Here is a 15,546-nt window from a genome sequence, read left to right as displayed (position 1 = left end):
TTCCTTGGGTTCGTCTGCGGCGCGGGGCGTTCCGTCGGGCGGGGGGGTCAGGCCGGGACGCGCCAGACGCTGAGGCGGCGCTCGATGGTGACCAGCAGCTGGTTGAAGGCCACGCCGATGGCGGAGATGGTGACGATGCCCGCGTACATCTGCGGGATGGCGAAGTTGAACTGCGAGGCGTTGATGAGGTAGCCGAGGCCCGCCTTGGCGCCGATCATCTCGGCGGCCACGAGGACCAGGATGGAGACGGCTCCGGCGAGGCGGATGCCGGTGAACACCGCCGGTACCGAGGCCGGGAGGATGACCTTCTGGAAGAGCCTCGGAGTGGACAGGTCCATCGAGCGGGCCAGTTTGACGAGGGTGGGGTCGGCGTTGGAGACCGCGCTGATGGTGTTGAGCAGGATCGGCCACACGCAGGCGTAGACGACGATCGACACCTTCGAGGTCTCGCCGATGCCGAGCAGGAGCACGAAGACGGGCAGCAGGGCGAGGGCCGCGGTGTTGCGGAACACCTCCAGCAGCGGGCCGAGCAGCGCGGCGACGGGGCGGTACCAGCCGATGAGCAGGCCGAGCGGGACGGCGACGGCGACGGCGATCCCGAAGCCGCCGAAGGAGCGGACGAGGCTGGCCGACACGTGCGTGCCGAGCTGGCCGTTGCCCAGCAGCTCCCACCAGGCCACGGCGACCTCGCTGACCGGCGGGAGGAAGGTCGCGTCGACCAGGCCGAGCCGGGGCGCCGTCTCCCAGACGGCGAGCAGGGCGAGGAGCGCCGCGGAGCGCAGGGCGGCGGCGCGCAGCCACCGCGCCGCCGCCCGGGCCGGGCGCGGCCGCGGGGCCCCGGGGGCCGGGACGGGAGCGGGTGCCTGTGCCTGTGCCTGTCCCTGTGCCTGTGCGGCCCCGGCGGGTGTCGCGTCCGGCGGCGCGGCGGACCGTACCGCCTCCTGCTCGGCGGGGGCGGTGCCGGTGGCCGTCTCCGCCGCAGTGGCCGGGGCGGCGGGGGTGGCGGGGGTGGTCGTGTCGGCTTCGGTGCCGGCGGGGGTGGCGGTGTCCTGGTCGGCGGTGGTCGTGGCTGCGGTGCTCATACGGTCGCCTCCTCCTTCTCCAGTTGCTGGGCGCGGGCCACCTCGTCGTGGAGCAGGGTCCAGATCTCGTGGCGGTAGCGGGCGAACTCGGGGCTGGACCGCAGGTCCTCGCCCTGGAGGCCGGCGCCGCGGTCGCCGAAGGCCACCGGGACGACCTCCTTGACGCGGCCGGGGCGGGAGGTCATGACGGCAACCTTCTGCCCGAGGTAGACGGCCTCCTCGATGCCGTGCGTGATGAACACGACGGTCTTCCCCGTGCGCTGCCAGATGCGGCGCAGCTCGTCCTGGAGGGACTCGCGGGTCTGCGCGTCCAGCGCCGCGAACGGCTCGTCCATCAGCAGCACGTCCGGGTCGTACGCGAGGGACCGGGCGATCGCCACGCGCTGGCGCATGCCGCCGGACAGCTCGTGCGGATGCCGGTCCTCGAAGCCGGTCAGCCCGACCAGGTCGAGGAACTCGCGGGCCCGGGCCTTGCGTTCGCGGCGCGGTACGCCGGTGGCCTCCAGGCCGAACTCGATGTTGCCGAGCGCCGTCCGCCAGGGCAGCAGCGCGTACTGCTGGAAGACGATGCCGCGGTCGAGCCCCGGCCCGGTGACCGGTTCGCCGTCGAGCAGGATGCGACCAGAGCTCGGCCGGCTCAGCCCGCCCAGGAGGTCCAGGAGCGTGGACTTGCCGCAGCCGCTGGGGCCGACGACGACCACGAACTCCCCCGCCTCGATCTCCAGGTCGATGCCGTCCAGGGCGGTGAACTCCGCCTCCCCGCGGCCCTTCTGCCTGGTCCGGAAGGTCTTGCCCACTCCCTCGAACACGATCTTCGCCATGCCGGTCAGCCCTTCCCGAAGCCGTTGAACTCGTTGGTGTAGAGGTCGGCGGCCCTGAGCTGGCCCGGCTTGACCTCGCCGCGCTCGCCGAGCCAGTCCAGCCAGAGCTGGAAGGACGCGTCGGCAATCCGGCCGCCCGTCTCGGCAACCCCGTACGAGTGCCAGTACTGGAGGGTCGCGGTGTCCTCGTTGCGGCCGCGCTTCTTGACGATCTGCGTCATCCGGGCGATGACCTCCTCGCGCGGGGTGGTGCGCGACCACTCGATGGCCTTGGCCACGCCGGTCGTGAAGGTCCGTACGGTGTCCGGGTTCTGCTTGATGAACCGCTCGGTCATGATGTAGGTGCCGGCGCTGAACGGGCCGAGCAGCCCGACGTCGGTGAACAGCGGGCGGATGCCGCCGGTCGCCAGGGCCTTGTCGCGCAGCACGCCGGTGAGCACCCCCACCTCGATCTGCTTCTGCCGCAGCGACTGCTCGGTGTTGACGGGCGGCACGACCAGGGGCTCGACCTTGCCCGCGTCGGCCTTCGAGAGGCCGCCCCGGCTCAGGTAGATGTCGAGCAGCGCCTGGTAGTGGGCGCCCAGGGTGTTCATGCCGACCTTCTTGCCGATCAGGTCCCGGGCGGAGCGGATCGGGCTGTCCTCCAGGACGTAGTAGCCGCCGTAGGAGTGCTGGTCGGAGCCGTAGGAGGAGATGACGGCCCTGATGGGGGCCTTGCTGGCGGCGAGCTTGATCACCGCGCCGTTGAAGGCGCTGCCGAAGTGGGTCTGGCCGGTGGCGGCGGACTGGATGTCCTGGGGGCCGCTGATGGTGTTGCCGACCCAGTCCAGGGTCACGTTGCCGAGGAAGCCGAGGTCCGCGGCGAGTTCGGGCAGCGAGACCGCGCCGACCGACCCCTGGTACTTCAGGGACGTGACCTGCGGGCCCGAACCGCCGCCTTCGGCAGTGGCCGTGCCGCAGCTCACCGCGGCCGCCGAGATGCCGAGCAGGGTCAGGAACTGGCGCCGGGAGGTGGTGGTGGAGGTGAGGGCTGCGGGCATGGCGGGTCCTTGTCGGTGCGGGGTGCGGAGGGGGTCGCGTCGTTACGGAGTGGCGGTGAGGGAGGCGGTGAGGGGGGCCGTGAGGGGGGCGCCGTGCGCGCTGCGCAGGGCGTGGGCGAACTCGTCGACGGCCTGGAAGAGGTCCAGCTCCGCGTCGGGGCGCAGCCGGTCGGGGCCGGCCCCGCGCTCGACGGAGGAGTCCAGGACGAAGCGGCCGGCGGTGACGTGGCGGGCGCCGAGGGCGGCGAGCACGGGGCGCAGGGCGTAGTCGATGGTCAGGACGTGGGCGAGGCTGCCGCCGGTGACCAGCGGGAAGACGGTCTTTCCGGCCAGACCGTCCTGCGGGAGGAGGTCGAGGAAGGCCTTCAGCAGGCCGGTGTACGAGGCCTTGTAGACCGGGGTCGCGATGACGATGCCGTCGGCCCGGGCCACGGCGTCGACGGCCCGGCGGATCTCGGGCTCGCCGCGGCGGGCGGCGAGCAGGTCGGCGGCGGGGAGGTCGCGCACGGAGAGGTGCGCGGTCTCGAAGCCGGAGTGGGAGAGGCGGCGCAGTACGTGGTCGGCGACGACGGCGGTGCGGGAGTTGACGGAGGGACTGCCGGTGATGGCGAGCAACTGGGGCACGGGGGCTCCTTGGGCGTCGTACGGGGAGCGGGTCGGTGGGGCGGTGGGGCGGTACGGCGGCGGGTGGCGGGCGGTCGCCGGTCAGGCCGCGGACTCGGCGGTGGGCTCGGCGACGGGCTCGGCGGCGGCGGCGGTCGCGGCCGGTCAGAGCGCGGACTGGGCGGCGGAGGCGCCGGAGGGGATGCCGAAGGCGGGGGCCGGCACCGCCTCGGGGCTGATCAGGCGGGAGGGTTCGCCGTCGGGACCGACCGGGACGTCGCCGTCGACGGTGACGCGGCGCAGGGTGCGCTCGTGGTCGTCGGAGTCGTCCACGCCGTAGTGCTGGGTGGCGCGGTTGTCCCAGATCGCGACGTCCCCGGTGCGCCACTGCCAGCGCACGGTGTTCTCGGGGCTCTCGATGTGGGCCTGGAAGAGGTCCTGGAGGACCTTGGAGTCACGGCCGGTGAGGCCGCTGATGCGCTGGACGAAGTTGCCCAGGAGCAGGGTCCGCTCGCCGGTCTCCGGGTGGACGCGGACCACCGGGTGCTCGGTGAGGAAGGAGGTCGAGGTGAACACCTCGCGGTACTGGGCCAGGGCCTCGGGGAGGGCGTCGGGCCTGAGGGCGGCGTAGTCGTACTCGTTGGAGTGGACGGCGCGCAGGCCGTCGGCGAGGGCGCGCAGCGGCTCGGGCAGACCGCTGTAGGCGGTGGCGGTGTTGGCCCACAGGGTGTCGCCACCGTACGGGGGGATCGTGACGGCCCGCAGGATGGAGAAGGCGGGGTAGGCGGGGACGAAGGTGACGTCGGTGTGCCACTGGTTGGCGCGGGCGCCGTGGTGGGAGTCGATCCCGAGGGCGTAGCGGCCGTCGGCGGACGGCACGGTGGGGTGCGCGACCGGCGCCCCGAGCAGCTGGGCGAAGGCCTCGTGGGAGGCCTCGTCGAGGTGGTCCTGGCCGCGGAAGAAGACGACCTTGTGGGCGAGGAGCGCGGAGCGGATCTCGGCGACGGTGGCGGCGGGCAGGTCGCCGCCGAGGCGCACGCCGCCGATCTCGGCGCCGATGCGGCCGCCGATCCGGGTGACGGTGGTGGTCTGGGTGGCGGTGGCCATGGGGACTCCTCGGGCAGGGCGGCGTATTTATTTCCGCAGGGGAAGAAATGGGGGTACGCGTGGGGCGGGAACAACGGGGCGGTCGCAGGAGCCGGGGACGCGGGCGTCGGGTACCGGGGAGACGCGGCGGCCCCCCGGCGGGGGTCACGACGTCACGAGCGCCCGCCGCGGTAGGCCCCGGGGGCCGTGGCGCAGGCGGCGGACGGGTGCGGCGGAGCCCCGTGGAGCGGGGCGTGACACACGGCGGCGGACGGGTGCGGCGCGACCCCGGAGAACGGGTCCGTGGCACACGGCGGCGGAGGGGTGCGGCGGAGCTCAGGCTCGGCGCGGGGCCGGACAGCGGCCCGGACACTCGCCCGGCGCGGTACAGCGGCCGGGGGTGTGGAGCCGCGGGACGAGGTGCTCGATCGCGGTCATGGCTCGGAGCCTGTCAGCGCCCCCGCCGACGGTCAACCCCCGTCGACGACCCCGCCGGGCGACCCACCCCCCTCCCCTCGGACACCCCTCCCATCAGTTCTGACCTTGCCTTTTACGTCCCACCGACCCGGCGGCAGCCCGCCCCCGGCGGCCGAAACCCGTGGCCTGATTTCACGGTCCCGCAACGCGACCGCCACGCCCCCGCACACCTCCCGGCCCTCGGACCCCGCCTCCGCCCGCCCCACCCACCGACCCGGAACCGCACGGAACCGCACCGCACCCGCCGCGCGCCGCAGCTCCGGCATCATCGGGGGGGGGTGCCCCCCTGCCCCGCGGGCCCCGGCCCCCGGGCCGTCGGCCCGTCACCCCATCCCGACCGAGGAGACCTGCGTGACCCACATGGCCGGTGACAGCCGGGCCTCCGACAATGCCTCCGCCGTGCTCCGCACGGTGCTGGCGCACGGGCCGGTAGCCCGCGGCGGCATCGCCCGGCTGAGCGGCCTCAGCCCCGCCGCCGTGTCCCGGCAGACCACCGGCCTCCTGCGCACCGGTCTGCTGCGCGAGCTGCCCGGCCCCGCCGACGGCGTGGGCCGCCCCCGGATTCCGCTCGACCTGCACACCGGAGCCGTCGGCGGCCCGGTCGCCGCCGGCCTGCACATCGGAGTGCCCCTCTCCACCTTCGGCCTCGTCGACCTGCGCGGCCGCCTCCTCGCCCGCCACGCGTTCCCCCACCGCGACCCCCGCTCCCCCGGCCTGCCCCGCGACATCGCCGCGCAGCTCTCCCGCTTCCTCGGCGAGTTCGGCACCGGCCGACCCCTCCTCGGCGTCGGCGCGGCGCTGGGCGGCTGGGTCCGCCCCGGCGACGGGACCGTCGTCCGCCACGAAGCCCTCGGCTGGCGCGACCGCCCCCTCGCCGCCGAGCTCTCCGAGGCCCTCGGCCTGCCCGTGTCCGTCGACAACCACGCCCGGGCCGTCGCCCACGCCGAGATCCTCTTGGGCCGCCCGGAGGCCCGCCGCAGCCTCGTCCACCTCTTCATCGGCAACGTCGTCGACGCCGCCTTCGGCATCGAGGGCACCGTGCACCAGGGCCCGGGTGCCGCCGCCGGCGACGTCGCGCACCTCCCGGTCCCCGGTTCCGAGGCGCCCTGCGCCTGCGGTCGTACCGGCTGCCTCCAGGCGACCGCCTCCGACACCGCGCTCGGCGCCGAGGCCGTCCGCCGCGGGATCGTCCCCGACCCCTCCGTGCCGCTGCTCGTGGACGCGGCCGCCGCCGGCGACCCCCGCGCCGACCGGCTGCTGCGCGAGCGCGCCCGGCACGTCGGCCGGGCCGCAGCGCTGCTCCTCGACGTGTTCAACCCGGCCGTCATGGTGGTCACCGAGCTGTCCAGCGTGCTGCACGACGGCTACCTCGACGAGATCCGCGACGCCGCCGCCGTCCTTTCCCGCGTCCCGGGCGATCCCGGCAGGATCGTCCCGCCGCACGCGGGGCCCGCCGTACTGCCGGGTGCGGCCGCGACCGTACTGCTCGGTCCGCTCTTTCGAGACCCCTCCCGGCTCACATGGGAGGGGGAGATCACATCCGGTGGTTCTGGTCGTTCACACAGCACCGCCCTAGCATTCGAGCCATGACGGTCCTGCCTGATGACGGGCTCTCCTTGGCCGCCGAATTCCCTGACGCGACGCATGAGCAGTGGCAGCGCCTGGTAGAGGGCGTGCTGCGCAAGTCGGGCAAGGAAGTTTCCGGCGAGGCAGCGGAAGACGCGTTGTCCACCACGCTCCAGGACGGGCTCACCACCCGTCCGCTGTACACCGCGCCCGAGACGGCACCCGACACCGGTTTCCCCGGCTTCGCCCCCTTCGTACGGGGAGGCAGGGCCGAGGGGAACGCCGCAAACGGCTGGGACGTGCGCCAGCGGCACCTGGGCACCGACCCCGTACGGGTGAACGAGGCGATCCTCGGCGACCTGGAGAACGGGGTCACCTCCCTCTGGCTCGCCATGGGACCCGGCGGCATCCCCGCCGAGGCGCTCCCCCGCGCCCTGGAGGGGGTCTACCTCGACCTCGCGCCGGTCTCCCTCGACGCCGGCGCCGCGTACGCCGGGGCCGCCCGCGCGCTGCTGGACCTGTACGCCGAGCGCGGGGTGGCCCCCGGGGACGTCCGCGCCCGCCTGGGCGCCGACCCGCTCGGCCACGAGGCCCGTACGGGTGAGGTCCTGGACGCCGCCGGCGCGGTGGAGCTGGCCCGGGAGGCCTCCGGCTACCTCGACGTGCGCGCCCTGACCGTGGACGCGCTGCCCTACCACGAGGCGGGCGGCTCGGCCGCCGAGGAGCTGGGCCTGTCCCTGGCTACCGCAGTGGCGTACCTGCGCGCCCTCACGGACGGCGGCCTGGACACCGCGGCCGCCCTCGGCCAGCTGGAGTTCCGCTACGCCGCCACCGCGGACCAGTTCCTGACCATCGCCAAGCTGCGCGCGGCCCGCCGTCTGTGGGCGCGGGTCGCCGAGGCCTGCGGGGCCCGCGACGCGGGCGCCCAGCGCCAGCACGCCGTGACCTCGCCGGTGATGATGACCCGCCGCGACCCCTGGGTGAACATGCTGCGCACCACCGTCGCCTGCATGGCGGCGGGCGTGGGCGGCGCGGACTCGGTCACCGTGCTCCCCTTCGACCACGAGCTGGGCCTGCCGGACGCGTTCGCGCGCCGGATCGCCCGCAACACCTCCACGATCCTGCTGGAGGAGTCGCACCTGGCCCGCGTGGTCGACCCGGCCGGCGGCTCCTACTACGTGGAGCGGCTCACCGACGAACTGGCTCACGCCGCCTGGGAGTTCTTCCAGACCCTGGAGAAGGCGGGCGGGCAGGCCGCCGCCCTGCGCTCCGGTCTGGTCGCGGACCGGCTCGCCGCCACCTGGGCAGCGCGGTCCGAGAAGCTGGCCACCCGGCGCGAGCCGATCACCGGGGTCAGCGAGTTCCCGCTGCTGTCGGAGAAGCCGGTCGTACGCGAGAGCGCGCCCCCCGTGCCGGCCGGCGGGCTGCCCCGCGTCCGGCGCGACGAGGCGTACGAGGTGCTGCGCGCCCGCAGTGACGCCCACCTGGCCGCGACCGGCGCCCGGCCGAGGATCTTCCTCGCCGCGCTGGGCCCGGCGGCCGCGCACACCGCGCGGGCCACCTTCGCCTCGAACCTCTTCCAGGCGGGCGGCGTCGAGCCGGTGCACGACCCCGTGTCGGTCACCCCGGAGACGGCCGCCGCGGCCTACGCGGCGAGCGGCGCCGACGGCACGGCCGTGATCTGCTCCAGCGACGTACTGTACGAAGAGCAGGCCGCGGCGGTGGCCGCCGCACTCCGCGCCGCGGGCGCCACGACGGTGTTCCTCGCCGGGAAGCCCGGCACCGCCGCGGAGGCCGTGGACGCGTACGTCTTCGCGGGCTGCGACGCGGTCGCCGTGCTGTCCTCGGTACTCGACCGGATGGGAGTGACGTCTTGAGCAGCATCCCCGATTTCTCCGGGCTCGCACTGGACGGCGCCGGCCCCTCGGCCGGCTCCGAGGAGCAGTGGCGGGCGTCCGTGAAGGAGTCAACCGGCACCGCCCCGGGCGACCTGCTGTGGGAGACCCCCGAGGGCATCGCCGTACAGCCGCTGTACACCGGGCGGGACCTGGAGGGCCTGGACTTCCTGCGGACCTACCCGGGCGTGGCCCCGTACCTGCGCGGCCCGTACCCGACGATGTACGTGAACCAGCCCTGGACGATCCGGCAGTACGCGGGCTTCTCCACGGCCGAGGAGTCGAACGCCTTCTACCGGCGCAACCTCGCCTCCGGCCAGAAGGGGCTCTCGGTCGCCTTCGACCTGCCGACGCACCGCGGCTACGACAGCGACCACCCGCGCGTGACCGGCGACGTCGGCATGGCGGGCGTGGCGATCGACTCGATCTACGACATGCGGCAGCTGTTCGACGGAATCCCGCTGGACAAGATGTCGGTGTCGATGACGATGAACGGCGCGGTGCTGCCCGTCCTCGCGCTGTACATCGTGGCGGCGGAGGAACAGGGGGTCTCCCCCGACAAGCTCGCCGGGACCATCCAGAACGACATCCTCAAGGAGTTCATGGTCCGCAACACCTACATCTACCCGCCCAAGCCCTCGATGCGGATCATCTCCGACATCTTCGCCTTCACCTCGCAGAAGATGCCGCGCTACAACTCGATCTCCATCTCGGGCTACCACATCCAGGAGGCCGGGGCCACGGCCGACCTGGAGCTGGCGTACACCCTCGCCGACGGCGTGGAGTACCTGCGGGCGGGGCAGGCCGTCGGGCTGGACGTGGACGCCTTCGCGCCGCGCCTGTCGTTCTTCTGGGCGATCGGCATGAACTTCTTCATGGAGGTCGCGAAGTTGCGCGCCGCCCGCCTGCTGTGGGCGCGCCTGGTCAAGCAGTTCGATCCGAAGAACGCCAAATCGCTGTCGCTGCGCACCCATTCGCAGACCTCGGGCTGGTCGCTGACCGCGCAGGACGTCTTCAACAACGTGACGCGCACGTGCGTCGAGGCGATGGCGGCGACCCAGGGCCACACCCAGTCGCTGCACACCAACGCCCTGGACGAGGCGCTCGCGCTGCCGACGGACTTCTCGGCGCGGATCGCCCGCAACACGCAGCTGCTGCTCCAGCAGGAGTCGGGGACCTGCCGGTCCATCGACCCGTGGGGCGGCAGCGCGTACGTCGAGAAGCTGACCTACGACCTGGCGCGGCGGGCCTGGCAGCACATCGAGGAGGTCGAGGCGGCCGGCGGCATGGCGCAGGCCATCGACGCGGGCATCCCGAAGCTGCGCGTGGAGGAGGCCGCGGCCCGTACGCAGGCGCGCATCGACTCCGGCCGGCAGCCGGTGATCGGCGTCAACAAGTACCGCGTGGAGACCGACGAGCAGATCGACGTCCTCAAGGTCGACAACTCCTCCGTGCGCTCGCAGCAGATCGCCAAGCTGCGGCGGCTGCGCGAGGAGCGCGACGAGGCGCTCACCCAGGACACCCTGCGGGCGCTGACGAACGCGGCCGGCAGCGGCGAGGGCAACCTGCTGGCGCTGGCGGTGGACGCGGCCCGCGCCAAGGCGACCGTGGGCGAGATCTCCGACGCCCTGGAGAAGGTCTACGGGCGCCACGCCAGCCAGATCCGTACGATCTCGGGTGTGTACCGCATGGAGGCAGGCGAGTCCCCGTCCGTGGAGCGCACGCGCGCGCTCGTCGACCGGTTCGAGGAGGCGGAGGGACGGCGTCCGCGCATCCTGGTCGCCAAGATGGGCCAGGACGGGCACGACCGCGGCCAGAAGGTGATCGCCACGGCTTTCGCCGACCTGGGCTTCGACGTGGACGTCGGCCCGCTGTTCCAGACCCCGGCGGAGGTGGCCCGCCAGGCCGTCGAGGCGGACGTCCACGTGGTGGGCGTCTCGTCGCTGGCGGCCGGTCACCTGACCCTCGTACCGGCGCTGCGCGAGCAGCTGGCGGAGGAGGGCCGCGAGGACATCATGATCGTCGTGGGCGGGGTCATCCCGCCGGCGGACGTGCCCACGCTGCTGGAGATGGGCGCGACGGCGGTCTTCCCGCCCGGCACGGTCATCCCGGACGCGGCCCACGACCTGGTGACGCGGCTGGCCGCGGACCTGGGCCACGAGCTGTAGGCGGCCGGGGGCATGCCGCCGAAGATCGAGATCGACGCGTACGTGAAGGGCGTGCTCGACGGGAAGCGGGCGTACGTCGCGCGCGCCATCACCCTCGTCGAGTCCACCCGGACGGACCACCGGGCCCTGGCGCAGCGGCTGTTGACTCAGCTCCTGCCGCACGCGGGCCGTGCCCGCCGGATCGGCATCAGCGGGGTGCCGGGGGTGGGCAAGTCCACGTTCATCGACGCGTTCGGCACGATGCTGACGGGGCTGGGCCACCGGGTCGCGGTCCTGGCCGTCGACCCGTCCTCGACGCGCACGGGCGGCTCCATCCTCGGCGACAAGACGCGGATGGAGCGCCTCGCCGTGGACCCGGCGGCGTTCGTCCGCCCCTCGCCGTCCGCGGGGACGCTGGGCGGTGTCGCCCGCGCCACCCGCGAGTCCATGATCGTCATGGAGGCGGCGGGGTACGACGTGGTCCTCGTCGAGACGGTCGGGGTGGGCCAGTCGGAGACCACGGTCGCCGGGATGGTGGACTCCTTCCTCCTCCTGTCCCTGGCCCGTACGGGCGATCAGCTCCAGGGCATCAAGAAGGGCGTGCTGGAGCTGGCGGACGTCCTGGCGGTCAACAAGGCGGACGGCCCGCACGAGCGCGAAGCGAAGGCCGCCGCCCGCGAACTGTCGGGCGCTCTGCGGCTGATGCACCCCGCCGACGCGGCGTGGACCCCGCCGGTACTGACGTGCAGCGCCCGGGAGTCGGCGGGCCTGGACGAGGTGTGGAACCGCCTGGAGCAGCACCGGACGCTGCTGGAGGCGGGCGGGCGGCTGGCGGCGAAGCGGGCGGCCCAGCAGGTGGAGTGGACCTGGTCGATGGTCCGCGAGGAACTGCTGGAGCGGCTGCGCGCGGACCCGGCGGTACGGGAGCTGGCCCCGGCCCTGGAAGCGGCGGTGCGCGCGGGCGAGGTGACGGCCACCTCGGCGGCGGACCGCATCCTGTCGGCCTTCGGCGGCCCCTCGCCCGCGACGGAGCCCCGCTCGGGGCAGTCCGAGCACATGGCGTCACATCCACCGCCCCGGGGCTGATCCGACGGCCCGGGGGCACTTCCAGCCGCGCCGGCGTTTGAGGCGCGCGGTCCGGAGCGGAGCCCCGTGCAACGACGCCGCGGCATCACGCAAGGGGCCCCACACCCAGCCGCGCCGGCGTTTGAGGCGCGGGGTCCGGGGCGGAGCCCCGAAGACCCGGCCCCGGCCCGGCGAGGGCAGGGGCTACGCCCCCACCAGCACCGACCCGGCGGCCCCCAGCGCCCGCCGCAGCAGCCCGGTCCGCTCCGCGGCATCGTCACTGCCCAGCAGCGCCGACAGCACCGCGATCCGCGCCTGCCCGGCCCGCAGCGTGCCGGTCGGCACGGCGCCCGCCGCGACCAGGTCGACGGCTCCGCCGTGCGTGTAGATCTCGGTGACCGGCCCGGCGGCGACCCGCGTGGTCAGCGCGACCAGCACCCCGCGCGCGACGGCGGCCGCGACCGCCTCCACGATCTCCGGCGTCGCGTTGCCCGCCCCGGTCCCGACCAGCACGATGCCGCGCGCTCCCGCCTCGACGGCGGCGTTCAGCAGGACCGGGTCGCCGTCGGCGTGGTGCATGACCATGTCGACGCGCGGCGGCAGTTCCGGCATCGCCGGGAGCGGCAGCGCCCGCGGCCGTTCCGGCTTCCGCAGCACCGTGACCTTGCCGAAGCCGACCTTCCCGAGCAGTTCCTCCGACGGATCGGCGAAGGCGTCCAGCGCAACGGCCTGCGTCTTCACGGTCCCCCGCGCGGCGTGCACACGGCCCGCGAAGGCGACGAGCACACCGAGCCCGCGCGTGGTCGAGGCGGCGAGCAGGGCGTCGTACAGGTTCCCCGGACCGTCCCCGTCCGCGGTCCCCATGGGCCGCTGCGACCCGGTGAACACCACGGGCCGCCCGTCGTGGTGGTGCAGGTCGACGAGGAAGGCCGACTCCTCCAGGGTGTCGGTGCCGTGGGTGACCACGATGCCGTCCACATCCGGGTCGGCGAGCACCTCGTGCACGGTGCGCAGCAGCGTGAGCTGGTGGGCGGTGGTCAGCCGCGGGCTGTTCACGCTGAACAGGTCCACCAGCTCGACGGTGACGCCCTCGGGCAGCGGCGCGGTGGCGACGACCTCGCTGCCGTCGGCGTCCGCGGCGAAGCCGGAGCCCTGCCAGCGGCTGGCTATGGTCCCGCCGGTGCTGATGACGACGATCCGTCCCATGGCCGTGGCCGCCTTCCCTCGTCCGCGCATGGCGCTTCGCACATACGTCTCAGTGTGAGCAATGATAGGAGGATCTACGCGCAATGCGATTGCCGCTTTGACCGCTCCTGTCACATTGACTGCATGATAATTGCGCAATGGACGCGATCGACAGAGATATCTTGCGCGAGCTCCAGGCCGACGGCCGGCTCAGCAACCAGGAGCTCGCCCAGCGCGTGGGGCTCACCCCCTCGCCCTGCATGCGCCGCGTGCGCCAGCTGGAACAGGACGGCGTGATCCAGGGCTACCGTGCGGTGATCGACCCGCAGGCGGTCGGCCGCGGCTTCGAGGTCCTGGTCTCCGTCGAGGTCCGCCGCGACCGCGAGGCGGTCGAGGGCTTCGAGGCCGCCCTCCAGGACATCCCGGACGTCATCGAGGCCTACCGCCTCTTCGGCAGCCCCGGCTGCCTCCTCCGCATCGCGGTCGCGGACCTGCGCGCGTACGAACGCCTGTGGATCGAGCAGCTGACGGCCCTCTCCGGGGTCACCGAGGTCAACTCCCAGATCATCATGAAACGCATCAAGGAGCCGACGGGGCTCCCGGTCTGATGCCGGAGGACGAGCCGCGACACCTGCCGGCGCAGCCGGCGCCTCGAGCCGTACATGACGGAACTCGGCCCCCGCGGCGCCACCACCCAAGGGACGGACGCGGTCTCTCGCCGGGGCAACTGCCGGTATCGGCCCGGTGAGCCCACCGGCTGCGGGGCGAACTACGATTCGTCCCCACACTCCCGCCGGGCCAAGGCCCCGGGCACCCCGTCTCCGAGTGAGCCTCCCTTGACAGAGCGTACGACCGCCCGGCGGGCACGGCCCCCCGCCGGCCCGCCGAAGGACGACCCCGCGCCCGCCGCGACCCGCGCCGAGCGGCGCCGGCTCATCGAATCGATCCGCGCCCACCGACGGCTACTGGCTCAGCGCCGGTCGTTCGAGACCGCCGACCGGCGGCGGCTGAACCGCGAGGCCCGGGAACGCGGCCGCGCCGAGCGGCGGCACGGCAGGGCCCTGCAACGGGCCCAGGAGCGGCGCATCCGCAAGGAGCGTTCCCTCTCCCGCGGGCTGAAGGCCCTGGACGGCGAGAGGGAACACCGGGAGCGCGTGGCGCTCGCCGTGCTGCGCCGCGAGTCGATCCAGCGAGCGCTCCGACAGACCCGCTTGACGCCGGGCCAGGTGAACGGCATCGGAAGCGGCCTGATCGGAGCCCTTTCGGCGCAGGGCGTCCGGACGGCCGCCGACTTCGAGCGCGTGTCCTGGGGCAAGGCCCCCAACGGTCGCGGCGGCGACGTGCTCCACATCCATCGCTCCCAGGGGCCCAAGGTCCACATCAACGGCATCGGTGAGCACCGCGGGCGACCGCTGATGGAGTGGAGGCGAGCCGCCCTCGCCCGCGCGGAGGCCGGCGCCCCGCGCGAACTGCCGCCGCAGGAGCGGCGCCGCGTGGGCGACATCATCGAGAGCGAGCGGAACCGGCTCCGCAGCGAGGCGGCCGAGGTCCCGCGCACCGCCGAAGCCGAGTGCGCGGAGGCGGAAGAGATCCTGACCGAGAGCCTGGCGCGGCTCGCCGCCACCGCACGCGACTCGGCGCGGGGAGCCGCGCTGCGCAGGGCCGAGTTCGACGCCATGGCCGAGCGGCTGCTCGCCCTCCAGGCGGAACTGGCCGCCCACATCGAGCGGTACGGCGGTGGCGGCCTGCGCGCCCGGCGCGCCCAGTCCCGCGCCCTCGGCGCGGTCCGGCCCCCGGCCCCCGCCCCACTGCCGAAAACCGCCCCGGTCCCGGCCCCCCGCACGCCGGAATCCGCCGCCTCCCCGAAATCCACCTACGCTCCCGAGCCGAGGCCGACCGGCCCCACCGGCATGGACGCCCCGAGGCCCGCGGGTGCGAGGGCAAGCCTCGGCTGGCTCGTGCCGATCGTGTTCTTCGGGATGACCGCGGTCATGGGAGTGGGCGAGGTGGATGCCTCGGCCCCCTCGTGGTTCAGGCTCGCGACCCGCTGCACCGCCCTGGCCATGGCCGCGGAGCTGGTGCGCCTGTGGGTCCCGCGCCGACGTTGGCGCACTGCGGACCCCATGCCGCCCGGCAGCGGCCCGCTGGCTGCCGGCGCGTTCCTGGCGCTGACCGCAGCGAGCATGCTCGCGGACCCGGCCCACTCGACGAGTGGCGCCCCTTGGGCCGTTGCCGTCGCCTCGGCAGTCCTCCTCTCCTCGGCCGCGGCTCGTCGGCGCAGGAAGCCCGTCCCCGGTCCGGCCCCGGGCTGAACCCGGCGGAACACCGCTACCGGTACGCCGTTCCACGAGGCGAACCGACCCGATGACCGACGGGTACCGCCAATTCCAACTGCGGCTGCGGCTGCCCACCGGCTCCCCGTGCCCAGGGCGCGGGGAGCCGCAGGCTCAGCGGGCACTCGTCCCCCTCGGCCAGGCAACGCAGACCAGCCGGCATGCCCGTCACGGGCTGCGCACATCGCGCGTGGGCATCCCCGAACGGGATCCGCTGCACGGGAGTAGCCAGCCTCACCTGCGGAG

12 protein-coding genes are annotated in these 15,546 nt (G+C 74.1%); 6 read left to right on the top strand and 6 right to left on the bottom strand.

The window, feature by feature from the left end; genetic code table 11:
• Positions 1–47: 47 nt before the first annotated feature.
• The 5 genes from ACFWU6_RS03875 to ACFWU6_RS03855 all read right to left on the bottom strand — a co-directional run bounded on the left by ACFWU6_RS03875 (position 48) and on the right by ACFWU6_RS03855 (position 4,653).
• On the bottom strand, positions 48–1,082 hold the full coding sequence (locus ACFWU6_RS03875; protein ID WP_383978216.1) for an ABC transporter permease: 1,035 nt from the start codon (positions 1,080–1,082) through the stop codon (positions 48–50).
• Positions 1,079–1,903 (bottom strand): ABC transporter ATP-binding protein, encoded by an 825-nt coding sequence (locus ACFWU6_RS03870; RefSeq protein WP_383806540.1) that lies wholly within the window; start codon positions 1,901–1,903, stop codon positions 1,079–1,081. Before ACFWU6_RS03870 ends, ACFWU6_RS03875 begins: the two co-directional genes overlap by 4 nt.
• Before the next feature lie 5 nt (positions 1,904–1,908).
• On the bottom strand, positions 1,909–2,943 hold the full coding sequence (locus ACFWU6_RS03865; protein WP_383978213.1) for an ABC transporter substrate-binding protein: 1,035 nt from the start codon (positions 2,941–2,943) through the stop codon (positions 1,909–1,911).
• A 42-nt stretch (positions 2,944–2,985) separates the two neighbouring features.
• Positions 2,986–3,567 (bottom strand): NADPH-dependent FMN reductase, encoded by a 582-nt coding sequence (ssuE, locus tag ACFWU6_RS03860; RefSeq protein ID WP_383806535.1) that lies wholly within the window; start codon positions 3,565–3,567, stop codon positions 2,986–2,988.
• Between the two features lie 144 nt (positions 3,568–3,711).
• A complete protein-coding gene (locus ACFWU6_RS03855) occupies positions 3,712–4,653 on the bottom strand; it encodes a TauD/TfdA dioxygenase family protein (RefSeq protein ID WP_383978210.1) in 942 nt (313 codons plus the stop codon).
• An 816-nt stretch (positions 4,654–5,469) separates the two neighbouring features.
• Between ACFWU6_RS03855 and ACFWU6_RS03850 the strand changes: the two genes are divergently transcribed.
• Genes ACFWU6_RS03850 through meaB form a run of 4 tightly spaced genes read left to right on the top strand, consistent with a single transcriptional unit; the run spans position 5,470 to position 11,803 of the window.
• Positions 5,470–6,699, top strand: coding sequence for an ROK family protein (locus ACFWU6_RS03850; RefSeq protein WP_383978291.1), 1,230 nt, complete (start codon positions 5,470–5,472; stop codon positions 6,697–6,699).
• Entirely contained in the window at positions 6,696–8,552 is a 1,857-nt protein-coding gene (locus tag ACFWU6_RS03845) for a methylmalonyl-CoA mutase family protein (RefSeq protein ID WP_383978207.1), read from the top strand. Before ACFWU6_RS03850 ends, ACFWU6_RS03845 begins: the two co-directional genes overlap by 4 nt.
• Positions 8,549–10,738 (top strand): methylmalonyl-CoA mutase, encoded by a 2,190-nt coding sequence (scpA, locus tag ACFWU6_RS03840; RefSeq protein WP_383806526.1) that lies wholly within the window; start codon positions 8,549–8,551, stop codon positions 10,736–10,738. Before ACFWU6_RS03845 ends, scpA begins: the two co-directional genes overlap by 4 nt.
• Before the next feature lie 12 nt (positions 10,739–10,750).
• On the top strand, positions 10,751–11,803 hold the full coding sequence (gene meaB, locus ACFWU6_RS03835) for a methylmalonyl Co-A mutase-associated GTPase MeaB (RefSeq protein WP_383978204.1): 1,053 nt from the start codon (positions 10,751–10,753) through the stop codon (positions 11,801–11,803).
• A gap of 183 nt (positions 11,804–11,986) precedes the next feature.
• Here the strand turns inward: meaB and ACFWU6_RS03830 are convergent, their stop codons facing one another.
• Entirely contained in the window at positions 11,987–12,988 is a 1,002-nt protein-coding gene (locus ACFWU6_RS03830) for an asparaginase (RefSeq protein ID WP_383978288.1), read from the bottom strand.
• A gap of 137 nt (positions 12,989–13,125) precedes the next feature.
• On the opposite strand from ACFWU6_RS03830, the gene ACFWU6_RS03825 reads away from it, so the two are divergent.
• Both ACFWU6_RS03825 and ACFWU6_RS03820 read left to right on the top strand, forming a co-directional pair.
• Positions 13,126–13,575, top strand: a complete 450-nt coding sequence (locus ACFWU6_RS03825) for an Lrp/AsnC family transcriptional regulator (protein WP_383806519.1) — start codon at positions 13,126–13,128, stop codon at positions 13,573–13,575.
• 228 nt (positions 13,576–13,803) lie between these two features.
• Positions 13,804–15,279 (top strand): hypothetical protein, encoded by a 1,476-nt coding sequence (locus tag ACFWU6_RS03820; RefSeq protein WP_383978201.1) that lies wholly within the window; start codon positions 13,804–13,806, stop codon positions 15,277–15,279.
• The last annotated feature ends 267 nt before the right edge of the window (positions 15,280–15,546 follow it).

Source organism: Streptomyces sp. NPDC058674 (assembly GCF_042716505.1).
Taxonomy (GTDB): Bacteria; Actinomycetota; Actinomycetes; order Streptomycetales; family Streptomycetaceae; genus Streptomyces.
This window is presented reverse-complemented; position numbering and strand designations above follow the sequence as displayed.